General features: G+C 63.3%; 21 protein-coding genes and 1 tRNA gene. 16 read left to right on the plus strand and 6 right to left on the minus strand.

Annotation, left to right across the window (positions count from 1 at the left end):
- Positions 1-385: 385 nt before the first annotated feature.
- Positions 386-634 carry a helix-turn-helix domain-containing protein gene (locus FSY45_RS25210; RefSeq protein WP_080746152.1) on the plus strand — a complete coding sequence of 83 codons (249 nt, stop codon included), beginning with the start codon at positions 386-388 and terminating at the stop codon, positions 632-634.
- A gap of 498 nt (positions 635-1,132) precedes the next feature.
- On the opposite strand, the gene FSY45_RS25215 is transcribed toward FSY45_RS25210, so the two are convergent.
- The 3 genes from FSY45_RS25215 to FSY45_RS25225 all read right to left on the minus strand — a co-directional run bounded on the left by FSY45_RS25215 (position 1,133) and on the right by FSY45_RS25225 (position 5,901).
- Positions 1,133-1,216: transfer RNA gene (locus tag FSY45_RS25215), tRNA-Leu, on the minus strand.
- A 240-nt stretch (positions 1,217-1,456) separates the two neighbouring features.
- Positions 1,457-4,666: an efflux RND transporter permease subunit gene (locus FSY45_RS25220; protein WP_046462583.1), complete on the minus strand. Its 3,210-nt coding sequence runs from the start codon at positions 4,664-4,666 to the stop codon at positions 1,457-1,459.
- Positions 4,663-5,901: an efflux RND transporter periplasmic adaptor subunit gene (locus FSY45_RS25225; protein WP_046462584.1), complete on the minus strand. Its 1,239-nt coding sequence runs from the start codon at positions 5,899-5,901 to the stop codon at positions 4,663-4,665. Before FSY45_RS25225 ends, FSY45_RS25220 begins: the two co-directional genes overlap by 4 nt.
- A gap of 192 nt (positions 5,902-6,093) precedes the next feature.
- On the opposite strand from FSY45_RS25225, the gene hpnC reads away from it, so the two are divergent.
- The 4 genes from hpnC (at position 6,094) to FSY45_RS25245 (ending at position 10,474) form a co-directional block, all read left to right on the plus strand.
- Positions 6,094-6,975: a squalene synthase HpnC gene (gene hpnC / locus FSY45_RS25230; protein WP_046462585.1), complete on the plus strand. Its 882-nt coding sequence runs from the start codon at positions 6,094-6,096 to the stop codon at positions 6,973-6,975.
- A gap of 132 nt (positions 6,976-7,107) precedes the next feature.
- A complete protein-coding gene (hpnD, locus tag FSY45_RS25235) occupies positions 7,108-7,947 on the plus strand; it encodes a presqualene diphosphate synthase HpnD (protein ID WP_046462586.1) in 840 nt (279 codons plus the stop codon).
- Between the two features lie 7 nt (positions 7,948-7,954).
- Positions 7,955-9,301, plus strand: a complete 1,347-nt coding sequence (hpnE, locus tag FSY45_RS25240) for a hydroxysqualene dehydroxylase HpnE (protein ID WP_046462587.1) — start codon at positions 7,955-7,957, stop codon at positions 9,299-9,301.
- Positions 9,302-9,451: 150 nt separating this feature from the next.
- Positions 9,452-10,474 carry a tripartite tricarboxylate transporter substrate binding protein gene (locus tag FSY45_RS25245; protein WP_046462588.1) on the plus strand — a complete coding sequence of 341 codons (1,023 nt, stop codon included), beginning with the start codon at positions 9,452-9,454 and terminating at the stop codon, positions 10,472-10,474.
- A 110-nt stretch (positions 10,475-10,584) separates the two neighbouring features.
- Here FSY45_RS25245 and FSY45_RS25250 read toward each other — a convergent pair whose 3' ends face one another.
- The 3 genes from FSY45_RS25250 to FSY45_RS25260 are packed head-to-tail and all read right to left on the minus strand — an operon-like array spanning position 10,585 to position 12,488.
- Positions 10,585-10,800, minus strand: a complete 216-nt coding sequence (locus FSY45_RS25250) for a DUF2788 domain-containing protein (RefSeq protein ID WP_003068886.1) — start codon at positions 10,798-10,800, stop codon at positions 10,585-10,587.
- Between the two features lie 47 nt (positions 10,801-10,847).
- On the minus strand, positions 10,848-11,693 hold the full coding sequence (locus FSY45_RS25255) for a DUF2189 domain-containing protein (RefSeq protein WP_046462589.1): 846 nt from the start codon (positions 11,691-11,693) through the stop codon (positions 10,848-10,850).
- Positions 11,694-11,738: 45 nt separating this feature from the next.
- Positions 11,739-12,488, minus strand: a complete 750-nt coding sequence (locus tag FSY45_RS25260; protein WP_046462590.1) for an HAD family hydrolase — start codon at positions 12,486-12,488, stop codon at positions 11,739-11,741.
- 73 nt (positions 12,489-12,561) lie between these two features.
- On the opposite strand from FSY45_RS25260, the gene hemH reads away from it, so the two are divergent.
- The 11 genes from hemH (at position 12,562) to FSY45_RS25315 (ending at position 23,497) form a co-directional block, all read left to right on the plus strand.
- Positions 12,562-13,659, plus strand: coding sequence for a ferrochelatase (gene hemH / locus FSY45_RS25265; protein ID WP_003068882.1), 1,098 nt, complete (start codon positions 12,562-12,564; stop codon positions 13,657-13,659).
- Positions 13,660-13,704: 45 nt separating this feature from the next.
- Positions 13,705-14,682 (plus strand): LysR family transcriptional regulator, encoded by a 978-nt coding sequence (locus FSY45_RS25270; RefSeq protein ID WP_046462591.1) that lies wholly within the window; start codon positions 13,705-13,707, stop codon positions 14,680-14,682.
- A gap of 193 nt (positions 14,683-14,875) precedes the next feature.
- Entirely contained in the window at positions 14,876-15,829 is a 954-nt protein-coding gene (locus tag FSY45_RS25275; protein ID WP_046462592.1) for an isopenicillin N synthase family oxygenase, read from the plus strand.
- An 11-nt stretch (positions 15,830-15,840) separates the two neighbouring features.
- Positions 15,841-16,641: an alpha/beta fold hydrolase gene (locus tag FSY45_RS25280; protein ID WP_046462593.1), complete on the plus strand. Its 801-nt coding sequence runs from the start codon at positions 15,841-15,843 to the stop codon at positions 16,639-16,641.
- A 40-nt stretch (positions 16,642-16,681) separates the two neighbouring features.
- Entirely contained in the window at positions 16,682-17,680 is a 999-nt protein-coding gene (locus FSY45_RS25285) for an ABC transporter substrate-binding protein (protein ID WP_046462594.1), read from the plus strand.
- 68 nt (positions 17,681-17,748) lie between these two features.
- A complete protein-coding gene (locus FSY45_RS25290; protein WP_046462595.1) occupies positions 17,749-18,528 on the plus strand; it encodes an ABC transporter ATP-binding protein in 780 nt (259 codons plus the stop codon).
- Positions 18,529-18,558: 30 nt separating this feature from the next.
- The gene (locus FSY45_RS25295; protein WP_003068866.1) at positions 18,559-19,320 is read left to right on the plus strand and encodes an ABC transporter permease; all 762 of its coding nucleotides are present in this window, start codon (positions 18,559-18,561) and stop codon (positions 19,318-19,320) included.
- 20 nt (positions 19,321-19,340) lie between these two features.
- Entirely contained in the window at positions 19,341-19,853 is a 513-nt protein-coding gene (locus tag FSY45_RS25300) for a nucleoside deaminase (RefSeq protein ID WP_003068863.1), read from the plus strand.
- A 24-nt stretch (positions 19,854-19,877) separates the two neighbouring features.
- Positions 19,878-20,675 (plus strand): xanthine dehydrogenase family protein subunit M, encoded by a 798-nt coding sequence (locus FSY45_RS25305; RefSeq protein WP_046462596.1) that lies wholly within the window; start codon positions 19,878-19,880, stop codon positions 20,673-20,675.
- Between the two features lie 6 nt (positions 20,676-20,681).
- Entirely contained in the window at positions 20,682-22,964 is a 2,283-nt protein-coding gene (locus FSY45_RS25310) for a xanthine dehydrogenase family protein molybdopterin-binding subunit (RefSeq protein WP_046462597.1), read from the plus strand.
- Complete coding sequence (locus tag FSY45_RS25315; protein WP_046462598.1) at positions 22,961-23,497, plus strand: (2Fe-2S)-binding protein; 537 nt, start codon at positions 22,961-22,963, stop codon at positions 23,495-23,497. The genes FSY45_RS25310 and FSY45_RS25315 overlap by 4 nt, the downstream gene beginning before the upstream one ends.
- Positions 23,498-23,634: the final 137 nt, after the last annotated feature.

Genomic DNA, 23,634 nt, shown 5'->3' on the forward strand with positions numbered 1-23,634 from the left:
GGCGCTTCTGCGGCCCCAGCACCTCTACGTTCGTTAGATTTTTAGGACTAGGCATAAATACAGTCACAAGACTACCTCTTAGGTTAAGAGGGTTTACCTGTCCTCAGATCAATGGGGCCGCTCCAGCCGAGCTAGCAGCACTACTCTGACACCGACAGCCGCGTTTCGACCTCCCTCAACTATCCGTTATCTGCTTCTTTGAATCGCACCTTCATCTTCTGTCGTTGAGATGGCACACCAAGCACAAGCGCTACTCAATACAAGGGCAACACTGATGAAAATCCACGATAGCCACACCTCAAATTGTGCCATATATGTCAGTGTCACATATGAAGTTGCCACATAAGAAGTCGACGTCTAAGAAGGGTTACAAGAACATGTAGGCATGTATGTTCCGAAGCTTCCAAAACAGAAAACATCAGTCTCCACAAAGGAGCTACTCGCGAAGAATCTAGTGCGCCTAAGAGCTGAGCGTATGATGTCCCAAGAGGACCTCAGCTACCTGGCAGGCTTGAGTAGGACGGTTGTTAGCCATATCGAACGCAAACAACGCAACGTCACTCTTGAAACTTTAGAGGCACTCGCAGCAGCCCTCAACGTCCCTGTTCGTGACCTTCTTGATGAATCCGAATAGGACTAGTCGCCTAATAGGAATGCAGATCCGGGGCGCTCTGCTAGGTAGTGAGCGGTGCACTAAAAGCCATGGTTCGGTCATTCAAAATGCGTATCAACCGAGTCAAAGCGCAGCATCAGTTGCTTCTGCCTATGGCAACCTAACGCAGGGTCACTCACCAAGTGCACAACACACGATTCGTGAGCTAATGAGCAGCGCGCGCCGGTGCTCGGTGCGCTTCGACTGAAGTACTACTCTCGCTGAACGGCCAACCTAACCACAGACTGCTGCAACAGAGGGATCCTGGCTCGAAAGTCTTAAGTTCAGGCAACGTACTAGCAATCAAGCCAGTTCTGTGAAGCTGAGTGAAGCGGTGAAGTACCGCTACTAAGAAATGAATCTGTGTTTGTCGATTCACTGACTGGAACGACGACAAGCTCAAGCTGAGAACTCAGAAGTTGAGTCCAACCGGTGCCGAAATCAGAGGTCAGCGCTGCGTTGCAGCGCTGACCTGTTCAATGGTGCGAGATGAGAGACTCGAACTCTCACGCCTTGCGGCACAGGAACCTAAATCCTGCATGTCTACCATTCCATCAATCTCGCAATGTCAGTCATGTACTTAGCTGACATTTTTCCAGATGCTAACTCCATGTACACATGTACATTCCACTAACCATCTAAAACATATGGTGCACGCGGGTTAGAGCGATGTACATAGCAAGCAGACTTTAACCTGCTGCCGATTTCGCCACCCGCGCGGTCAGCAATGCGCAAATTTACGCTTACTGAGGTCAAGACGCAGATTCTAGCCGCAAAACCGGCGCTCTTTCGCGCAAAACAGGCTCAGGCTGTGTCCTTTCTGATGCGAAAAGCCGCCGCATACATGGCGGGCAAAGCCAGCAAGGTCAGCACGGTCGCCACAATCAGACCGCCCATGATGGCCACAGCCATGGGCCCCCAGAACACGCTGCGCGACAGCGGAATCATGGCCAGCACGGCAGCTGCTGCGGTCAGCACGATGGGACGCAGCCGATGCACGGCAGCCTCCACAATCGCGTCCCAGGCCGGCACACCCTGAGCACGTCCGCTCTCGATCTGATCGATCAGGATGACCGAATTGCGCTGAATCATGCCCATCAAAGCCACAACGCCCAGCAGTGCCACAAAGCCAAAGGGGCGATTCAGCAGCAGCAAGGCCGCAGCCACACCAGGAATGCCTAGCGGACCGGTAATAAACACCAGCAGCGAACGGCTGACGCTGCGCAGCTGCAACATGAGCAGGGTGAAAGTCAGGAAAAGCAGCACCGGGACTCCTGCCACGATGGCACCCGACCCCTTGGAGCTTTCCTCCACGGCACCAGCCACCTCGATGCGATAGCCGGTGTCGCCTGCAGCATGCCAGCCAGCCTCCATCTTGCGCAACTGCGGCAACAGCTCGTTGGTCAGCGTTGCACCTTGCAGGCCTTCGCGCACATCGCCTTGAACGGTAATCGCGAAGTTTCGCTTTTCGCGCCACATCACACCCGGCTCCCAGACCATGACGGGCTTGGCAATCTGCGTGAGCGGAATGGACTGCCCGTTTGCCGTGGTGACATAGACACCCGCGATATCGGTAATTGCATCGCGGTCCTGCTTGGGCGGGCGCATCACGACATCGATCAGCTTGTCGCCTTCACGGAACTGCCCCACTGTGGTGCCGCTGAAGTTCATGCCCGTGGCTTCGGCGATCGACTGGCTGGTCACACCCAGGGCACGCGCCTTGTCCTGATCGACCTGCAGGCGGATGACCTTGACGGACTCGTTCCAGTTATCGTTCACGCCACGCATATCGGCATTGGCCTGCATGAGCGCCTTGACTTCATCGGCGTAGGTGCGCAGCTTGGCGGGGTCCGAACCCATGACACGGAACTGCACCGGATATTGCACGGGCGGCCCGTTGGGCAGCAGCTTGGAGCGCGCCCGCACCTCGGGGAATTCCTCGGCCATCAGCGCCGGCAACTGCCTACGGATTTCCTCGCGCGCCTTCAGGTCTTTGGCCACCAGAATGAACTGGGAGACGTTGTTCTGCGGAAACACCTGGTCCAGCGGCAGATAGAAACGCGGTGCTCCAGAGCCTATCCACTCGCTGACGGACTCCACTCCGTCGAGCTGCAAAAAGCGCTTTTCCACGCGCAGCGTCACTTCCTTGTTGGCCTGCAAGGACGTGCCCTCGGGGAACCATATATCGACGAGTACTTCTGGGCGGCTGGAATCTGGGAAGAACTGCTGCTGCACCTTGCCCATGCCCGCCAGACCCAGCACGAACACTAGCACCGTCGCGCCAATCGTCAGCCAGCGGTGCTGCACACACCAGTTCACCATGCGGCGAAAACGGTTGTAGAACGGCGTATCGAACAGCTCATGTTCACCTGCATTGGTGTTGATGCCCGCTTCTTCGGCCGAGACCTCACCGGATGCCACTTCGGGCGGCAGCTTGGCGGCATGCGGCGGCTTCTTGAGCAGCAGCAGGCCCAGATAGGGCACGAAGTACACCGATGCAAACCAGCTGAGCACCAGCGCAATCACCGTCACCGCAAAGATGGCGAAGGTGTATTCACCCGTCATGGACTTGGCCATGCCGATGGGCAGAAAGCCCGCTGCCGTGATCAGCGTGCCGGTCAGCATGGGCTTGGAGGTGATTTCATAGGCAAAGGTGGCGGCACGGTACTTGTCGTAGCCCTCCTCCATCTTGCGCACCATCATCTCCACGGCAATGATGGCGTCGTCCACCAGCAGGCCCAGCGCAATGATGAGCGAGCCCAGCGACACCTTGTGCAGACCGATATTCCAGTACCACATAGCCAGGAAGGTTGCGGCGAGCACCAGCGGAATGGTGATTCCCACCACCAGCCCGGGGCGCGGGTCGATATACCAGCGCTTCCACAGCGGATGCTGCCCCGGGCGCTTGTGCAGACCCAGACTCAGAAAGCTCACGGCCAACACCACGACCACAGCCTCGATCAGCACCTGGAGAAACTCGCTGACCGAATCCGCCACCGCCTTGGGCTGGTTCTGCATATTGCTCAGCGTCACGCCCACGGGCAGGCTTTTGGCGATGCGCTCCGTGGCCTGCGTCAGCGCCTTGCCCAAGGCAATGATGTCGCCGCCCTTGACCATGGACACTCCCAGCGCCACCGTAGGCTCGCCCTGAAAGCGCACCATGACATTGGCCGGGTCGGCATAGCCGCGACGCACCTCGGCGATGTCGCCCAGCCTGAACTGCGCTCCGCCCTGGCCGATGATGGGCATGGCACGCAGTTGCTCCAGATCGTTGAACTGACCTTGCACACGCAACACAATGGTTTCAGCCGGCGTCTGCAAGGTACCGGCCGATGCCACGGCATTTTGCTGGTTGAGCTGATCGAGCACCTGCTTGAGGTTCAGCCCCATCTGCGTGGCGCGGTGCGACAGCTCCACATAGACCTTTTCGTCCTGCACGCCGAACTGCTCAACCTTGGCCACATCGGGCACCTGCAGCAGTTGCTGACGCACATCGTCGGCCAGGGTCTTGAGCTCGGCATAGCTGAAGCCCTTGGCCTGCAGCGCATAGATCACGCCATAGACATCGCCGAAATCGTCGTTGAAGAACGGCCCCTGCACGCCCTGCGGCAGGGTGTAACGCATGTCCCCCACTTTCTTGCGCACCGTATACCAGAGCTGCGGCACTTCCTTGGGGGGAGAGTAGTCCTTGACCTGGAAGATGACCTGCGACTCGCCGGGCTTGGAATAGCTACTGATCTTGTCGGCATAAGGCACCTCCTGCAGCGTTCGCTCGATCTTGTCCGTCACCTGCTGAGCCACCTGCTCGGCAGTCGCGCCGGGCCAGTAAGTGCGAATGACCATGGCGCGGAAGGTGAACGGAGGATCCTCGTCCTGGCCCAGCTGGAAGAAGGCCGTAAAGCCCAGCAGCATCAGCACGACTATGAAATAGCGTGTCAGCGCCACATGATCGAGCGCCCAGCGAGACAAATTGAAATGCGCGCCACTGGTCTTCTTGTGTCCAGCGCCGCTCATTTGCCCGCCTCCGCAGCCACCGCAGGCTGACCCACACCTGATTCATGAGCATCCTGCGCTTTACCTGCCTGCGTTTTCGGCTGATTTGATGCAGAGCCCTGCAGCGGCTTTGCATACTTATCGCGATATACCGTCACCTTCTGCCCAGGGGTCAGCACATGGGCGCCCGTGGCCACCACCTGCATACCAGGTTGCAGACCCGAGGCAATCACCGCCTCATTACCGTCGGCGCTGGTAATCTGCACCGGCTGCAGCTTCACCGAGCTGCTGGCCGCGTCATAGAGCCAGACGGCCGTACCCTGACCATTACCGCCCTCCTGGCGCAAGGCCGTGGTTGGCAACTTGATGACCTGGCTGCCCATGGCTTCGCGGCTCACACCCATGCCCTCGGGCATGACATGCACGGTCGCGCCCAATGCAGGCAGGTCCGTACCTTGCAGCGCAGCCTTGACCACATAGGTGCGTGTGGCTGGGTCGGCACTGGCCGCCACCTCACGCACCTGTGCGTTGATCATGCGCGACTCATCCGACCAGGGACGCACCTTCACGCCCTGGCCCGGCTTGATGGCACTGCGCCGGTCCTCGGGCACGCTGAACACCGCATCGCGCGCGCCGTCCTGGGCAATCCTCACCACGGGCGTGCCGGCCGCAACCACCTGACCGGGTTCAGCCTCCACGGCGGTGACCACGCCATCGGCATCGGCCTGCAACTGGGTGTAGTTCTCCTGATTGGACTGGCTCGAGAGCTGGGCACGGGCCTGATCGAGCGAGGCCTGGGCAGCCTTCAGATTGGCCTCGTAGCGCTCCATCTCCGCGGCGCTGATGAAGTTCTGGGCGCGCAGCGTGCGAAAACGCTTGGCATTGGCCTCGGCCAGATCGCGCTGCGTGGTGGCCGAGGCCAGCTGGGCACGCGCGGCATCGGCGCTGAGCTGGTAATCGCGCGCATCCAGTCGCGCCAGCACCTGTCCGACCTTCACATGCTGGCCCAGTTCCACCTCGCGCCTGGTGATCTTGCCCGCCACGCGAAAGCCGAGGCGAGACTCCACACGGGCCCGCACATCACCCGAGTATTCCTGGGCAGATTCGATCGGCCCCTCACCCACGGTCACCAGCTTGACTGCGCGCACCGGCTCGGGCGCGGCCTCTTTCTTGGAGCATGCCGACAGCATGGCCGCAGCCGCCACTATGGACAACGCCAGCAAGGGCGCGGCAGGCCGGTGTGACAAAGACAACATTGCAAAACGACGAGAAGACGAAACAGCCATGGTGTTCTGGGCTTGTAAAAATAGGAAAAGCGCAGCTGCCGGGCAGGCCGCTGCACCAAAGTCAGCGCTGATTGTGCACGCACGTGCGCTTTTGCGTCGTCTTTTTATGGGCTGTCGCCAGCCGGCAAGTCCACCCGGTCCACAATACGTGGCGTGAACCATATGCCCTCAGCGAGCCCCGCCGCCAACGCGCCGGCCAGCATCACCCACTACGAAAATTTCCCTGTCGCCTCCTGGCTGTGCCCGCCACGACTGCGTGCGCCCATCGCCGCCATCTACCACTTTGCGCGCACCGCCGACGATCTGGCCGACGAGGGCCAGCATGGCACCGAGCAGCGCCTCGCACAGTTGCAGCAATATGCCGACGATCTGCAGCAGCTGGGCAGCGCCGGCGAAGCCGCCATGCTGATGCGTACAGCATGGCCGCATATCTTTGGCCCGCTGGCAGTCCAGGTCCAGGCCCATGGTCTGCCCAAGCCATTGCTGGCCGACCTGCTCAGTGCCTTCGAGCAGGACGTGCGCATGACGGCCGCCCAGACCCGCTACACCGATATGGCCCAACTGCTGGATTACTGCCGCTGCTCGGCCAACCCGGTCGGCCGCCTGCTGCTGCATCTGTATGGCGTGGTCAACGCCAAGGCACTGATTCAGAGCGACGCCATCTGCACCGCCCTGCAGCTCATCAACTTCTGGCAGGATCTGAGCCAGGACTTGCCGCGCCAGCGCCATTACCTGCCGGATGCCGATCTGGCCCGCCACGGCCTTGTGCGCAGCGCCATCAAGCCCGAAGCAGCGGCATTGACACCCGAGCTGCGCTCTCTGCTCGGCGAGCTCAACCGCCAGGCCCGCAGCCTCATGATCCATGGGGCGCCTCTGGTGCATCAGCTACCCGGCCGCACGGGCTGGGAACTGCGCCTGGTCGTGCAAGGCGGTCTGCGCATTCTGGACAGGCTGGACGCCATGCAGGGGCGCAACCTCTATCAGCGCATCAAGCTGAGCAAGCTCGATATGGTCGCCATGCTCTGGCAAGCCGTGCGCATGTGATCGAAAAGATAGCTCCAAACCCCTTATAGACCTGTGCAAGGCGCTATTGAATTTGACTTCCAACCAGGCGCATGCCGCGCATTTCACTGTTGTGTCGGCCAACGACCCGCGTCATGGGACAATGCTCCCCCTATGAATCCGGATCAGTACGTCCAAGACAAAGCCGCCTCTTCGGGCAGCAGCTTCTATTACGCCTTTCTCTTCTTGCCCAAGGAGCGCCGCGCCGCCATCACGGCTTTCTATGCCTTCTGCCGCGAAGTGGATGACGTGGTCGACGAGGTCACGGACCCCGGCGTGGCAGCCACCAAGCTGGCCTGGTGGAAGACCGAGGTGCACAAGGCTTTTACCAGCCAGTCCGCTCATCCCGTGATGCAGGCACTAATGCCCCACGCCAAGACCTATGGCATCGAAGAGCGCCATCTGCAGGCCGTCATCGAAGGCTGCCAGATGGATCTGGATCAGACCCGCTATCTGGACTTAGCCGGTCTGCAGCGCTACTGCCATCTGGTCGCCGGCGTGGTCGGCGAAGTCGCCGCCCGCATCTTCGGCCAGACCGATGAGCGCACCACCGAATACGCCCACACGCTGGGTCAGGCCCTGCAGCTGACCAATATCATCCGCGACGTGGGCGAAGACGCGATGCGCGGCCGTATCTACCTGCCCATCAGCGAGCTCCAGCAGTTCGACGTCAAGGCCCACGAGATCAACAAGCGCGAGTATTCGGATCGCTTCACGGCGCTGATGCGCTTTCAGGCCGAGCGTGCCCACAGCCTGTATGACAAGGCGCTGGGCCTGCTGCCCGACGCCGACCGCCACGCACAAAAGCCCGGCCTGATGATGGCGAGCATCTATCGCACCCTGCTGCGCGAAATCGAGTCCGAGAACTTCCAGGTGCTGCACCAGCGCATCAGCCTCACGCCGCTGCGCAAGTTCTGGCTGGTCTGGAAGATGCAGGCACTGGGCCGCATGTAAGCGCGCCATGCAAGTTGCCATCATCGGTGGCGGCTGGGCCGGCATGGCTGCCGCAGTACAGCTCTCGCTCAGCGGTCATCGGCCCACGGTTTTCGAAGCCGGCCGCCAGCTGGGTGGCCGGGCCCGCAATCTGGAGCTGCCGGGCGGCACCATCGCCGACAACGGCCAGCACATTCTGATCGGCGCCTATGCCGAATGCCTGCGGCTCATGCGTGTCGTGGGCGCGGCGCCAGAGCATGCCCTGCTGCGCAGGCCACTTGCCATGCGCTATGCCGATGGCAGCGGCCTGTCCTTCCCCAACCTGCCGGCGCCGCTGGACGCCTTGATCGGCATTGCCAGCGCCAGCGGCTGGTCACTGCGCGAACGTGCCGCCCTGCTGGGCCGTGCCCTGCGCTGGCGAATTCAGGGCTTTCGCTGCGCAGATGCTGCAACCGTTGCCGATATCTGCAGCGGCCTGCCAAAGCGCCTGTTCAATGAATTCATCGAACCTCTGTGCGTGTCGGCCCTCAATCTGCCAGCCGCAGAGGCCAGCGGCAGCATCTTCTTGCGTGTGCTGCATGACGCACTGTTCGCGGGCACGGGCGGCTCGCACTTTCTGGTGCCGCGCCGCGGCCTGGGCGATCTCTTTCCCATCCCGGCTGCGCAATGGCTGCAAGGCCGCGGCCATGCGGTGCATACGGCCAACCGCATTCAGGAGCTGAGCCCCCAGGGCCGGCAATGGCTGCTGCGCAGCTCCAATCCAGCCATTGCCGCGGAGCTGGAGCAATCGCGCTTTGATGCCGTGCTGCTGGCCTGCCCACCTCAGGAAGCCGTCCGCCTGGCCCTGCTGGCGGCCGAAGACCAGCGCCTGCCCGCCCGCGACGCGGTGGCTTACCAGCACTGGGCACAGACCGCGCAGGCGCTGGAGCACACGGCCATTGCCACGGTCTATGCGCGCACCAGCCATCGCCTTACCGCCGGGCTGCCCTGGCAGGCACTGCAACCCGGCAAGCAGGCTCCAGCCCAGTTTGTGTTTGACCGCGGGCACCTGCAGCCATCAGATGACACCCAGCAAGGCCTAATGGCCTTTGTCGTCAGCGACTGCCGCACGGACCGCCAAGCCCTGGAGCAGCAGGTGCTGGAACAAGCCCGTCAGCAACTGGGCTGGCAGGACATTCAAGCTGTGCTGACCGTGGTTGAAAAACGCGCCACATTTGCCTGCCGACCCGGCGTGAAGCGCCCTGACATGGAGCTCGGCCATGGCCTCTGGGCTTGCGGCGACTATGTGAACGGGCCCTACCCGGCGACGCTGGAAGGCGCGGTGCGTTGCGGGATAACGGCAGCCGACGAACTGGTCCGGATGGACCAGGGCTGAGCAGCTCTAGAGCAAACCCTATCAGCACAATCCTGATGCCTGGATAGTCCTGCTGCACCAGGTTTGACAGCGATTTGACAGCCACAGTTGCAACCATGGCCGAAGAGGCAATCTCTCAGCCGCCAAAAGCCAAAAAGCAACGGAGACAACATGGCATCCACGTTCGACAAGTCCACTCGCGAAGTTCTGAGCATCTCGCGCCGCCATCTGCTGACTGGTGCAGGAGCCCTGGCCTGCAGCAGCCTGCTGCCCGGCATGGCCCGCGCTGCCGATGACGGCTGGCCCAGCCGCCCGATTCGCTTTGTCGTGCCTTTTGCGCCTGGCGGCAGCTCTGAAATCGTGGCCCGCTCCACCGCCGCAGAGCTGTCCAAGACCATAGGCCAGAACGTATTCGTGGACAACAAGCCCGGCGCTGCGGGCAATATCGCCATGCAGGAAGTGGCTCGCGCCGATGACCAGAGCACGGTCATCCTCGGCCATATCGGTACCCTGGCCGTCAACCCTTATATTTTCGACAAGCTGCCCTGGGACCCTAAAAAGGACTTTGTGCCCGTGAGCCTGCTGGCCAAGGTGCCCAGCCTCTATGTGGTGCACCCCGATCTGCCCGTCAAGAACATTGCCGATCTGGTGGCCTATGCCAAGAAGAACCCCGGCAAGCTCAGCTATGGCTCGGCCGGCAACGGCAGCGCGGGGCATCTGGCATTCGAATACCTGAAAATGACGGCCGACATCTTCATGCTCCACGTGCCCTACCGCGGCACCGGCCCCATGATGACCGACCTGCTCTCGGGCCGCCTTGATGCTGCCTCGGTCGGTGCCGCCGCGCTGCTGCCCTTCATCAAGGCCGGCAAGGTGCGCTGCATCGCCACCGGCTCGACCAGGCGCCTGCCGCAATTGCCCGACGTGCCCACGGTGGCCGAACAGGGCTTTTCGGGCTTCGAGATGACCCAGTGGTACGGCATGCTGGCCCCTTCCAGCCTGCCTCGCGCCCATGTAGACAAGCTGGCAGCAGAGTGCGCCAAGGCCGTCAAGGCGCCCGATGCACTCAAGCGCTTGCAGGGCGACGCGGCCGAGCCCATTGGCAGCACGCCGGAGCAGTTTGCCCAGTTCATCGCCACCGAGCAGAACCGCTGGCAAAAAGTGCTCAAGCGCGCACAGGTGAAACCGGGTTAATCCACTGAGGCACCGCTTCTTGCCCCTTCTTTTCGGAAGGGGAAAGGTTCTCGCTGCGGGGCGGACCTTGCTCGAGTAGTGAGCCGGTCAGCGCCGCCCCATGTATCGGCTCAGCGGCTCTCTATCCACCACTGGATGATGATCTTGGCGAGATAGCCTACAAAGCCCACACCCAGGCCCAGAAAGATCACAAAGGTGCCGAACTTGCCTGCCTTGGATTGACGCGCCAGCTGCAGGATGATGAACACCATGAACAAGATGAAGGCGCCCACGCCCCAGGTCAGGAAAAAGTGGGCAAGCTGTTCTTCCGTATATCCGAATATCACGACAACCAGGTCCTTACAGCCTTTGCCAGGCCCTGGTCGCGCAGCGCTCAGACGGCAGGCACTATCTCGTCATCTCTGGCGGGGAATGCAGAGGCATCCACCAGGTCTCGATAGGCGTGCCAGCTGGCATGGCCCAGCAGGGGCATCACAACCACCAGCCCCAGCAGATAGCTGCCAAGGCCCAGCAAAGTCAACATCACAATCAGTGCCGCCCACAAGGCCATAGGGCCAGGGTTGGCCAGCACCACGGACCAACTGGTCAACACGGCCTGGCGCACGGTCACTCGCCTGTCCAGCATCAGCGGCATGGCCACCACGCTGGACGCAAAAATCGGAGCAGCCAGAAAGCTGCCCAAAGCCATCCATTGCACAAATAGCTGACCATCCCTGGCCAGCACCACATGCGCAATGAAATCCTGCAGGGTCTGCACGCGCACGGGCGACATCACAGTGATCAGCGATGCCGAAATCAGCACCCAGCCCGTGGCGGCCAGCGCCAGCAAGGCGCCGAACCGAACCATGCACCAGTACCCTCCCCGGCCCGTGGCATGGCAGCTCCGCCACTGCGTCCAGGTGCGGCGGATCAGACCCCAGTCTGCCACCTCACCGCGCTCCATGGCCCGGCTGACGGCATAGAGGCTGGTGGCCACCAGAGGCCCCACCACCAGAAAGCCCGACAAGGCCCCTGCCATCAACCAGAAGCGATTGTGCCCCAGGGTCAGGATTGCTGCACCGATCAGGATCAAGGCAAGACCATGCGCCAGACTGATTAACGGAGCGTTAGAAATGTCCTGCAAGGCTCTGGACAACCACACCAGAGGCCGGCTCCAGGCAATGGTTCGCACAGGTGCCAGTGGAGGCGTGTGAAGACAGGCAGACAGGCAGGTAGGCATAGGCGGTCCTTGTTCGCTGACCCGCACTGCTCCCGCTCGTCCCGGTCAACGATCTGCCAGCCCCTGACACAACTGCCAAAGGCTGGCGACTGTGACGTGGGGTTCAGGACCCACGCAAGGCCATGCTACCTGCCCACGGTTGAGCCAGACTGCGTGCATACCCGCATCCATCGCGCCCCGGGCATCCAGCTCCGCATCGTCGCCGATGTGCAGCACATGCTCGGGGGCCACGCCAGCCGCATCGGCTGCGGCCTGGAAAAACCGCGTCTCGGGCTTGGCCATGCCGGCTCCGCTGGCAGACAGCGAGGCATGGAAGTGCTCGCCTATCCCCACCACATGCACATTCGCATTGCCATTGGACAGGGCCACCACCGGCCAGCGCTGCGAGAGAAACTGCAGCGCCGGCAAGGCGTCGTCAAACAGCTCTACCCGCTGGCGAGCGGCAAAGAACTCGTCAAAGGCCGGTTCGGCCAGGGCAGGATCGTCACCGGCACGGCTCAGCGCCAGCCGGATGGACTCGCGGCGCAGGCCGCTGAGGTCGGCTTTCAGATCCGGGCGCAAGGTCACGATTTCATGGCGCAGGGCGCGCACCTTGTCTGTATCGCCCAGGTGCTCGGCCGTAGCGGGAGCATGCTGCGCGAGCCACTGCAGCAAAACAGCCTCTGCCTTGGCAATCGTGGGCCAGATGGGCCAGAGCGTGTCGTCCAGATCCAGGCTGATGGCACGAATCTGGCCGCTGTGGCGCAGGCGCTGAAGGGTTTCAATGGCTGAGGCGGTGGTGTCTTGGGGTTGCATGTCCCGAAGAATAGCGCCCCGGCTAATGCCGCAGAGCGGCTGCGCCTATCCGATTAGCTGACACAATTGCGCCATGCCATCACGCTTTGCGCCCGAACCCCGCTTCCGTCACGATCAATCCGCACGCACCGGCATCCTGCTGTGCAATCTGGGCACGCCGGCCGCGCCCACGGCCGCCGCAGTGCGCCCGTATCTGGCGGAGTTTCTCGGTGACGATCGTGTGGTCGAGATTCCCAAGCTCGCCTGGTGGCCGATTCTGCACGGCATCATCCTGCGCACCCGTCCGGCCAAGTCGGCCGCCAAGTACGCCACCGTCTGGCATGAAAAAGACGGCTCCCCGCTGCTGCACTGGACCACACGCCAGGCCACTTTGCTGCGCGGCTGGCTGGGCGAGCGGGGCCACAATGTGCTGGTGCTGCCAGCCATGCGCTACGGCACGCCGTCCATTGCGGCCCAGTTGGATGCGCTCAAGAAAGACGGCGCAACGCGCATCCTGATCCTGCCGCTGTACCCCCAGTATTCGGGCACGACCACGGCCAGCGTGTTCGACGCCGTCTACGACTGGGCCAGGACCCAGCGCCATATTCCCGAGCTGCGTTTCGTCAACCGCTACCACGACGATGCCGGCTATATCGAAGCGCTGGCACAGCGCATAGAAGCCCATTGGCGCGGCCATGGTCGCGGGGAGAAGCTGGTCATGAGCTTTCATGGTGTGCCTGAGCGCACCCTGCATCTGGGCGACCCCTATCACTGCGAATCGCACAAGACGGCACGCCTGCTGGCCGAGCGACTAAAGCTCGGCAACGAGCAGTATCTGGTGACCTTCCAATCGCGTTTTGGCAAGGCCAAATGGCTGGAACCCTATACCGAGCCTTCGCTGATTGCCATGGCCCAGGCTGGCACTCGGCGCGTCGACGTGGTCTGCCCCGGCTTTACCAGCGACTGCCTGGAGACGCTGGAGGAAATCAAGCAGGAAGCGCGTGAGGCCTTTTTGCATGCGGGCGGCCAGCAGTTCGAGTACATAGACTGCCTCAACGACAGTGCGCCCTGGATCACCGCCCTCAGCGATATTGCCCAGCAGCATATGCAAGGCTGGCCCACCGGGCGCGAGGACGATGTCGATCTCAAGGCCCGCGCCCAGCACGCCAAGGCGGCCGGCGCGCCGCAGTAGGCGGCCATCCAGCGAACTGGCACGGCATATGCTGCCTCCGGCAGCATGCATATTCACGCCCGCTCCATTCGCTATTTCGACATGATCCGCCGTTGCGGCTCCATACGCGAAGCCGCACGCCATCTGCATGTGGCTTCATCAGCAGTCAACCGCCAGCTGCTGCAGCTCGAGGACGAAATCGGTAGCCCGCTGTTCGAGCGCCTGAGCTCGGGCCTGCGGCTCACGGCCGCCGGCGAAGTTTTTTCGCGCCATGTGATCACGGTGCTGCAGGACGAGCACCGCCTCAGCACCGAGCTGGAGCTGCTGCGCGGCGTGCGTCGCGGCTCGGTCAGCGTGGCTGCCGTGGAAGGCCTGAACGCCGACCTGATGCCGGCCGTGCTCACGCAGATGCACAGGCGCTACCCCACGATTCAGATTCATGTGCGCACCTGCGGCTCCCAGCAGGCGGCACAGGCCGTGATTCAGGGCGATGCGGACGTGGGCATAGGCTTTTCGGTCAAGCGCCACGACAATCTGCGCCAATGCACCATGGGCCGCTTTGCACTGGGTGCCATCGTGCCGCCCAAGCACCCGATTGCCCAGCTGGAGCGCGTGGACTTTGCGCAATGCGCGGCCTTTCCGCTGATTCTGCCAACGCCCGAACTCTCCATGCACGACTTGCTGCAGCCCTTGCTGGCGCACCACAAGCGTGCATTGCAGGTGTTGCTGGAAACCTCGTCCATCGAGCTGGCCAAGAGTCTTGCCGAACGCGGCGTGGGCATTTTCTTCCAGAGCCGCCTGGGACTGGAGCGCGAGCTGCGCGAAGGCAGGCTGGTCCATGTGCCGCTGGATACGCCCACCACGCTGTACTCCGAACTCGGCGTCTATGTGCGTGCAGGACGCACGCTGCCATCGGCACTCGACGCCTTCAACCGCATCGCGGCCGATGCCATAGAAAGCCGCGAGGACGAGGAAAGCGTCGCCCTGCGTGAATGGGTGGCCCGCACGCAGACCGCCGCTGCAGCGGCTTGCGCCAGAAGCTGAACCCGCCCCCGGCCTGTGCTTGCACCGGCATTGTGCGCATCGCTTTTTGCGAATGCACCAATGCCGTGCAGCCCTTTACCCATCAGCGACTGGCGCTCACATTTTTAGATCACCCCGCAGCAAAAGCTGCGCTATCCAGCACGGGCTGCGCTTTCTAAACTGACTCCAGTTCTTCAGTTTCTGGACGCCATTTGTGAGCATCTCTGCCCTCCCCCTCATCGACATCAGCGGCCTGCGCAGCCATGACCCTGTGGATCAGCACCTGGTGGCCGAGCAGCTGCGCCAGGCTTGCGAACAGCGCGGCTTCTTCTATATCACCGGCCACGGCATAGACCCGGCACTGATCAGCAGCCTGTTTGCCGCCAGCCAGCGCTTCTTTGACCTGCCCATGACCGAAAAGCTGGCCGTGGACAAAAAGCTCTCCCGCTGCAATCGCGGCTATGAGCCGCTGCGCGCCCAGACGCTGGAGAGCGGCGCACCGCCCGATCTCAAGGAAAGCTTTTACGCCGGTGCCGAGGTCGCGGCCAACGATGCGCGCGTGCTGGCCGGCCGCTTCAATACCGGCCCCAACCAATGGCCCGAAACCCTGCCCGACTTCCGCGCCGTGATGCAGAACTATTACCAGGCCGCCTACAGCCTGGGCGCGACCATTGTGCGCGGCCTGGCCTTGTCCCTGGGCGTGCCGGTCAGCCACTTCGACGGCTATCTCAAGGAGGCCGCCGCGACCCTGCGCCTGCTGCATTACCCGCCCCAGCCCGCCAACCCTGAACCCGGCGAGAAAGGCTGCGGCGAGCACACGGACTTCGGCGGCGTGACCTTGCTGCTGCAGGACGAGGCAGGCGGCCTGCAGGTCTGGGACAAGAATCTCGGCAGCTGGATCGACGCGCCCCCCGTGCCCGGCGCCTTCGTCGTCAACATCGGCGACCTGTTCGCGCGCTGGACCAACGACCGCTATGTCTCCACCTTGCACCGGGTCATCAATGTCTCGGGTCGCGAACGCTATTCCGTGCCCTTTTTCTTCACGGGCAACCCGCTGCACAAGGTGGAATGCATTCCCACCTGCCTGGACGAGGGCGAGCTGCCCAGATACCCGGCTGTCACGGTGGAGCAGCACCAGATCGAATGCTATCGCCGCACCTACGGTTGACGGAGACCACGATGACAAGCTCACGCAATATGGTGCTGATCCACGGGGCCTGGCAAGGCAGCTGGGCTTTTGCGGCCTGGACGCCGCTGCTGCAGGCCCGGGGCTGGAAGGTGCTTGCCGTCAATCTGCCGGGCAACGATGCCGCCGCCGAAGACGACAGCTGCGCCAATCTCGACGGCTACACCGCCCATGTGCTGCGCGTGCTGGCAGCGCTGGACGGCCCTGCCGTGGTGGTCGGTCACAGCGGTGGCGGCATGACGGCGTCTCAGGTCGCCCAGGCCGCCCCCGAGCGGGTCAGCGCCCTGGTCTACCTGGCCGGAATGATGCTGCCCAGCGGCATGAGCTATGGCGATGTGATCGCACAATGCCGCGCCGCCGATCCGGGCTTCGACTACCAGGGCATAGGCCCGCATCTGGCCTGGAACGAGCAGCGCAATGCCAGCAGCGTGCCGCTGGAAGCCGCCATGGATTTGTTCCTGCATGACTGCCCGCCGACCGCAGCGCTCAAGGCGGCCAGCCGTCTCTGCGTCCAGCCCGAAGCGGGCCGGACCATGGTGAACCAGCTCAGCGCCGAGCGTTTTGGCCGGGTGCCACGTATCTATGTGGAATGTCGCCAGGACCGTTCCGTGACGCTGCCGCTGCAGCAACGCATGCAGCAGCTCACACCGGGCGCCAGGCGCATCAGCCTCGATTGCGGCCATGTGCCCCAGCTGGCCTGCCCTCAGGCCCTGAGCGACGCCTTGCTGCCGGTTCTAGATGAAATTCAATCGAAGCCTTTTATGAGCTTGCGCATGCCGCTCATCAATGTATAGCAACCAATTGCCCCGAACTCACATTCTTCAGGAGTTATTCATGACGCGCTCCACGACCTACTTCAAACGCTGCGCCCTTTTCGCCATGCTCGTCACCTGTGGCGCTGCGGCCCAGGCGGCCGACAAGCTCACGGTGCAGCTCGACTGGCTGCCCGGGGGCGACAAGTCCTTTGTCTATGCCGGCGTGCAGCAAGGCTTTTTCAAGGACGAAGGCCTGGACGTGAAGATAGTTCCCGGCCGGGGCTCGGCCGATGCTGTGACCAAGGTGGCCTCTGGCTCTGCCGATGTGGGTTTTGGCGGCATCTCGGCGCTGATGATGGCCGCAGCCGAAGGCAGGATTCCCGTCAAGGCCGTGATGTCGCTGTATTCCAAACAGCCCGATGCACTGTTCACGCGCGCCGACAGCAAGATCAGGAACCTCAAGGACATGGAAGGCAAGACGGTGGCCATGCCCACCTTCTCCTCATCGAATGCCCTGTGGCCCATCGTGCTGCAGAAGAACGGCGTGGACGCCAGCAAGATCAAGGTCATCAAGTCGGACCCGGCCACACTGGCTCCCATGCTGGCCCAGGGCCGCGTGGACGCGACCATCAACTGGGTGACCGTGGCTCCGGCCTTCGGCGCAGTGCTCAAGCAGGCCAGCAAGGAGCTTTCGGTCCTGCCCTGGACGCAGTTCGGTCTGGACGGCTATGGCTGGTCCGTCATGGCCAGCGACAAGACCATCAAGGAACGTCCCGAAGTGCTTAAGCGCTATGTGCGGGCACTGGGCAAGTCGCTGGAGTTCTCCATCCAGAACCCGCAAAAGGCGGCCGAGTCGCTGAAGGCCCAGGTGCCCGAAGCCGACACAGCCGTGGTCAAGGCCGAATTTGAAGCCTCCATCCCGCTGCTCAGGAACGAGATCAGCCAGCGCGACGGCCTTGGCAAATTTGAGCCCCGGCTGCTGGCTGCCACCTGGGGCTGGGTGGCCCAGTCCATGAGTTACGACCTCAAGAAGGTCGACCCGGAAACGCTGGTGGATCGCCGCTTTCTGAGCCAGTAAATCCCATGTGAGGGCGGCGCAGCGCCGCCCTCGCGCTCCCGCCCTTGTTCTTTCCTTGATCGCCTGCCATGCAATACGTAATCGATCTGAACGCGGTCACCCAGACCTTTGTCTCCAGCGATGGCAGCCCTGTCACGGCCCTGCAAGGCGTGGACCTGCATCTGCGCCGCCACGAATTCGTCTCGCTGATCGGCCCATCGGGCTGCGGCAAGTCCACCATATTGCGCCTGATTGCGGGTCTGATCCGCCCCAGCAGCGGCGAGCTACGCATCTTCAATCTGCCCGTAACCGAACCACGCGACGAGATCGGCATGGTTTTCCAGAAGCCGACGCTGCTGCCCTGGCTCTCGGTGCTGGACAACATCACCTTCCCCATGCGCCACAAATACGGCCATGTGGAAATGAAGGAGGAGGCCCGCGCCCAGCAACTGCTGGAGATGATCGGTCTCAGGGACTTCGGCCACAAGCGCCCCCACGAACTCTCGGGCGGCATGCAGCAGCGCGTCGCGATTGCACGCTCCTTGCTGCATGATCCGGACATCCTGCTGATGGACGAGCCCTTTTCGGCGCTGGACGCACTCACACGCGACGAAATGAGCCTGGAGCTGCTGCGTATCTGGAACGAGCGCCCCAAGACCGTGGTCTTTGTGACCCACTCCATCCAGGAGGCCTTGCTGCTGTCCGACCGCATCGTGGTCATGAGCGCCCGCCCGGGCCGTGTGGCCGACATCATCGATGTGCCGCTGGCACGCCCGCGCAGCATGGCCACCCTGGCCGATCCCGTGTTCACCGAAATGGCCAACGAGATTCGTCTCCAGGTCTTCAGCAAACACCCCGCACACGCCTGAAGATCCTCCCGCAGCCCCAAGAGGCCCCCTATGTCTGCCCTCATACAACGCCATGCGTCGCTGCTGGTTTTCCTCGCCGTCCTGCTGTTCTGGGAGTGCGCCTGCCGCCTGGCGCATATACCCGAGTACATTTTTCCCGCTCCCAGCCAGATCTGGCGCTCTGCTGCCGAGATGGGGCTGCAGCGCTGGCTGGAGCATGTCACGGCCACCCTGCAGGTCGCGCTCATAGGCTATGCGCTGGCGATCGCACTGGCCATTCCGCTGGCCATTGCCATCACGCGATCGCAGCTGCTCTCGAAAATCATCATGCCCTGGCTGGTGGTGATCCAGTCCACCCCCATCGTGGCCGTCGCCCCCATCATCGTCGTCACTCTGGGTGCAGGCCTGCTGCCTCGCGTGGTCATCACCACGCTGATTGCCTTTTTCCCGCTGGTGGTTTCCACGGCCCTGGGCCTGGCTTCGGTGCCGGCAGAGCTGGTGGAGCTGTCGCGCTCGCTGCGCGCCACCACCAGCCGCCAGTATTGGCAGATTCGCATGCCGTTTGCAGTGCCCTATGTGTTTTCGGCCCTCAAGGTCTCCATCACGCTGGCCATTGTGGGCGCCGTGGTCGCCGAGTTCGTGGCGGCGGAAAAAGGCCTGGGCTATCTGATCCTGTTTGCCACCTCCTCCTTCAAGGTTCCCGTGGCCTTTGCCGCACTGGCACTGCTGGTGCTGTGCAGCCTGCTGCTCTATGGTGGCGTGCAGCAGTTGCACAAGCGCCTCTTTCCCTGGAGCCAGAGCACTCCCGCCTGATCAACACAAGGACCGCCGCCATGACAGACCAGAACTTCCCCCCGCAGGGCCTGACGCCCTCTGCCGAACAAATCCAGCGCAATCTGCGTCGCGCCCAGGCCGTGGCCCAGCGCGCCACGCAAATGGGCCACCACCCTTTCGGTGCCGTGCTGGTGGGCCCCGATCAGGAGACTGTGCTCATGGAGCAGTGCAATATCGACACCGTCAATCACGCGGAATCGACCTTGGCGCGCATGGCGGCCACCAATTACACGGCCGAGTTTCTCTGGAGCTGCACGCTCTACACCAATGTGGAGCCCTGCTGCATGTGCGCCGGTACGGCCTACTGGGCCAATATCGGTCGCATCGTGTTCGGCATGACCGAGCACCGGTTGCTGGAATGCACTGGCAGCCATGGCGAGAACCCGACCATGAGTGTCTCGTCGCGCTATGTCTTCGACCACTGCCAGAAGGCCGTGGAGCTGATCGGCCCCGTACCCGAGATGGAGGCCGAGATCGCCGCCCAGCAGCAAGCCTTCTGGGCGCAGCGCTGAGGACCACGCCCACAGGAGGCTGCCATGCTGCTCACCCACCCCTCGTCACCCCAGGCCGCGCAGGCCCTGGCCCGCAAGCTCGGCGATGCCGCCTGCTTCATCGCCGGGGGCACGCTGCTGCAGCAGTCATGGGCAGAGCCTCGCCTGGCGCCGTCGACCACGCATTTCATCAATGTGATGCACTGGCCCGAGATGCAGCAGATCAGCCTCGGCCCGCAATACCTGCACATCGGTGCAGGCATGCGGCTGGAGGCCGTCCGCTGTCACCCCTGGGTTCAGCAACACGCCCCCGTGCTCGTCCAGGCCCTGGATCAGCTAGGGGCCATGGGAATACGCCGCCAGGGAACCCTGGGCGGCAATATAGGCTGGGGCGAAGGCGACTGCTGCCCGGTATTGCTGGCCATGGATGCGCAGGTCGAGTTGACGGACGGCAACCTGCAGTCGCTGGCGCAGACGCTCAAGCTCATGGACCGGCCTCTGATGCTGTCGTTCCTGCTGCCGCGCGGCGATGTGATGGAGCCACGGCCACTGGTGTTCGAGAAAGTCGGCTATCGCGCGGCATTCTCCCCCGCGCGCCTGCGCATGGCCCTGCGCTGGAGCGATGCACAAAAGCGCCTGAACCTGGACCGCATTGCTGCGGCGGCCCCTGGCATAGGCGTGCACCGCCTGCAAGCCACGGAAAAGCTGCTGAGCTATGCGCAGGAGCTGCAGATCCGTCCCTCCCTCGGCGATATACGCACTACCTGCGAGCAAAGCCTGCCTCCCGATCTGGCCCGGATCGCCAGCCGCCTGATTGCCGGACATTGCGGGCTGCTGGCCTGAACCATCATGGAATTCCTCACCCCTCATCACATCCGCGAGCTGGGCCTGGAGGCTTTGCCGGTCCGGCCCGATGCCTGGGCCAAGCTCGGCGGCAACCCGGGCTTTCTGACCGACCGCATCCGACCGGGCCAGCTGCGCGCAGCGATTCTCGGCAGCCCCCACCCCCATGCGCGCATTCTGAGCATCGACACCAGCGCGGCCAAAGCTCTTGCGGGCGTCCATGCCGTGGTGACCCATGCCGATATCCCGGGCCTCAAGCACTACGGCCTGCGCAAGGTGGACCGGCCCGTGCTCTGCATCGACAAGGTGCGCCATGTGGGCGACCCGGTCGCCGCCGTTGCGGCCGTGGACATGGAGACGGCGCGGCAGGCTCTGGCGCTGATCCGGGTTGACTACGAACCCCTGCCCCCAGTCTGCGACCCGGTCGCAGCCCTTGACGGAACGGCGGCCTCCGAGCAGCCGGTCCACCAGGGTGGTAATCTGCTGCATGCCGCCAGCCACCGCCAGGGCGACATGTCTGCGGCCCGGGCAAGCACAGTGCACCGGGTGCAGGACAGCTATGTCACGCCACGCCAGATGCATGCCTTTCTCGAGACCGAAGGCGGTGTGGCCGAGCCCGATGGCGCGGGCGGCCTGCGCCTGTTATTCGGCGGCCACAACCCCGCGCGGGACAAGCAGGTCATCGCCGACATGCTGGGCCTGCCTCACGACAGAGTGCATGCCGTGGGCACGCCCGTGGGCGGCTCCTATGGCGGTAAGGACGAGCTGACGATTCAGCCGATTGCGGCCCTGCTGGCCTGGAGGACGCAGCGCCCAGTGCGGTTGCACCTGACACGTCCACAATCTGTGGATCTGGGTGTCAAGCGACATCCCATGCAGATCGACATGCAGACCGGCTGCGATGCACAGGGGCGGCTTACCTACCACCAGGTGCAGATAGTGGCAGACACCGGGGCCTATGCCACGCATGGCCCCGAGGTGCTGGATGCCGCTCTCGAACATGCCCCCGGCCCCTACCGGTATCTGGCACTGGACCTCGGCGCCAGGCTGGCCTATACGAACAACGGCATCGCCGGTGCGTTTCGCGGCTTCGGTGCCGTGCAGGTGCAATTTGCACTTGAGCAGCAGATGGACAGACTGGCTGCAATGGTCGGCATGACGGCTGACGCATTTCGCGCCCTCAATCTCGCCGCTCCCGAAGCACCCGGCCCGCTCGGCCAGCATGTCGTGCCGTTTGACGGCCCCCAGCGCGCACTCGATGTCGCCCGCCAGCAAGCGCTGTGGCGCGGGCCGCATCGCTGGGCCAGCGCGGACGGCCGTCATCTGCACGGCGTGGGCCTCACGCTGATCCATCGCAGCGATGGCTTTGGCAAGGGTGGCCCCAGTGACTGCCGTATGCAGCTGGCCCTGGCCGCCGATGGTGCGATCGAGCTGCGCTGCGGCTTCACCGAGCTGGGACAGAACCTGGTCGGAACCATACAGAGCCTGGGCTCGCAGCATCTGGGCTGCGCCGCCGACGCGATCCGGCCGGTGCTGGGCGATACCCGGCTGACGCCCGACTCGGGCCCGGTGGCCGCCTCGCGCGCCACCACGCTGGTATGGCGCGCCTTGCACGAGGCGGCCCGGCCCTGGCAGCAAGCCTTGCTCCTGGCAGCCGCAAGACTGCTGCCCGATATCCCTCTGCGCTGCGGCGCATGGGGCCTGGAAAGCGCTGCGGGCCTGCGCCTGAGCTACGCCGATCTGGCAAGGGCATTGGGCGAACAAGCGCCCTGTATCTCCATAGACCTGCGCGCCGAGGACCCGGAGGGCAACGCGCATGACACCCACTTCGTCTTCGGAGCCTGCGCCGCCATTGCCCAGGTACGCGTCGACACCTGGAGCGGCATGGTCCAGGTGCAGCGGCTGGTGATGTGCACGGCGCTGGGCCCCGTGGCGTCGGCCCAGGGCTATCTGGGCCAGATGGAGGGCGGCGCCCTCATGGGCCTGGCCATGGGCACGCAGGAGGAGCTGGCTTGCCTGGATGGCCACTACCGGGCACGCAATCTCGACGGCTATCTGATCCCCACGCTGGCCGATGCCCCTGAAATGCAGGTGCTGGCGATCGAGAACCTTCCCGAGGGCGACCCCATAGGCCCGCGCGGAGCCGGCGAGATCAGCGTCAACCTGGCCCTGCCCGCAGTGGCCAATGCCCTGGCTGCCGCACTGCAGCAACCCATCACGCAACTGCCCATGACCCCGGAGCGCGTGATCGCGCTGCTGGAAGCGGGCACGGAGTCCTCCACACCATGACGACGACCTACACCCCGGAGCCCGGCGGCAAGCCAGCCGCAGCCAGCGCAAAGGAGGCTTCGGCTTTTGTGCTGCAGCTGAATCTGAACGGCCAGCCGGTCAGCGCCAGCTGCAGCCCCGATACCCGGCTGCTGACCTTGCTGCGCGAGCACTGGCACCTCACCGGGGCCAAACCCGGCTGCGAAGTGGGGCGCTGCGGCGCCTGCATGGTCTGGCTCGACGGCGAGCCCGTGAATGCCTGCCTGCTGATGGCCTATCAGATCCAGGGCCAGACCGTGCGCACCATCGAGTCCGTGGCACAGGACAGCGCCAGCGAACCCGTGCGTGAGGCGCTGGCGCGCTGCGGCGGCGTGCAATGCGGCTACTGCAGCTCCGGCATGGTCATGAGCATGAGCTGGCTGCACCAGCAGCAGCCCCGCCCCACAGCCGCCGAGGCCGAGGCTCAGATGTGCGGAAACCTTTGTCGCTGTACGGGCTATGGCGGCATCCGGCGTGCCGTGCAGGAGCTGTTTCCGGCCGGGCAAAGCGCATGATTATTCAAAATCAATAGCTGAAATCGCTTACTTACAAAGCGATTCAACCACTTCTAGCTATCATCATCAGAAGTTACACCGTTTGCTCTCCGGTTCATGACCCCAGGCAATAAGCAGACAAGTTTTTCTTGGTTGGC

It is taken from the genome of Comamonas sp. Z1 (genome assembly GCF_008121555.1).
GTDB lineage: Bacteria > Pseudomonadota > Gammaproteobacteria > Burkholderiales > Burkholderiaceae_C > Comamonas > Comamonas thiooxydans.

Coding starts and splice junctions, on each gene's coding strand:
- FSY45_RS25315 (WP_046462598.1), top strand. CDS start 22,961: ATGACGACGACCTACACCCCGGAGCCCGGCGGCAAGCCAGCCGCAGCC.
- FSY45_RS25225 (WP_046462584.1), bottom strand. CDS start 5,901: ATGTTGTCTTTGTCACACCGGCCTGCCGCGCCCTTGCTGGCGTTGTCC.
- hemH (WP_003068882.1), top strand. CDS start 12,562: ATGCCATCACGCTTTGCGCCCGAACCCCGCTTCCGTCACGATCAATCC.
- hpnC (WP_046462585.1), top strand. CDS start 6,094: ATGCCCTCAGCGAGCCCCGCCGCCAACGCGCCGGCCAGCATCACCCAC.
- FSY45_RS25295 (WP_003068866.1), top strand. CDS start 18,559: ATGTCTGCCCTCATACAACGCCATGCGTCGCTGCTGGTTTTCCTCGCC.
- FSY45_RS25260 (WP_046462590.1), bottom strand. CDS start 12,488: ATGCAACCCCAAGACACCACCGCCTCAGCCATTGAAACCCTTCAGCGC.
- FSY45_RS25270 (WP_046462591.1), top strand. CDS start 13,705: ATGCATATTCACGCCCGCTCCATTCGCTATTTCGACATGATCCGCCGT.
- FSY45_RS25280 (WP_046462593.1), top strand. CDS start 15,841: ATGACAAGCTCACGCAATATGGTGCTGATCCACGGGGCCTGGCAAGGC.
- hpnD (WP_046462586.1), top strand. CDS start 7,108: ATGAATCCGGATCAGTACGTCCAAGACAAAGCCGCCTCTTCGGGCAGC.
- FSY45_RS25305 (WP_046462596.1), top strand. CDS start 19,878: ATGCTGCTCACCCACCCCTCGTCACCCCAGGCCGCGCAGGCCCTGGCC.
- hpnE (WP_046462587.1), top strand. CDS start 7,955: ATGCAAGTTGCCATCATCGGTGGCGGCTGGGCCGGCATGGCTGCCGCA.
- FSY45_RS25210 (WP_080746152.1), top strand. CDS start 386: ATGTATGTTCCGAAGCTTCCAAAACAGAAAACATCAGTCTCCACAAAG.
- FSY45_RS25290 (WP_046462595.1), top strand. CDS start 17,749: ATGCAATACGTAATCGATCTGAACGCGGTCACCCAGACCTTTGTCTCC.
- FSY45_RS25300 (WP_003068863.1), top strand. CDS start 19,341: ATGACAGACCAGAACTTCCCCCCGCAGGGCCTGACGCCCTCTGCCGAA.
- FSY45_RS25285 (WP_046462594.1), top strand. CDS start 16,682: ATGACGCGCTCCACGACCTACTTCAAACGCTGCGCCCTTTTCGCCATG.
- FSY45_RS25220 (WP_046462583.1), bottom strand. CDS start 4,666: ATGAGCGGCGCTGGACACAAGAAGACCAGTGGCGCGCATTTCAATTTG.
- FSY45_RS25310 (WP_046462597.1), top strand. CDS start 20,682: ATGGAATTCCTCACCCCTCATCACATCCGCGAGCTGGGCCTGGAGGCT.
- FSY45_RS25255 (WP_046462589.1), bottom strand. CDS start 11,693: ATGCCTACCTGCCTGTCTGCCTGTCTTCACACGCCTCCACTGGCACCT.
- FSY45_RS25245 (WP_046462588.1), top strand. CDS start 9,452: ATGGCATCCACGTTCGACAAGTCCACTCGCGAAGTTCTGAGCATCTCG.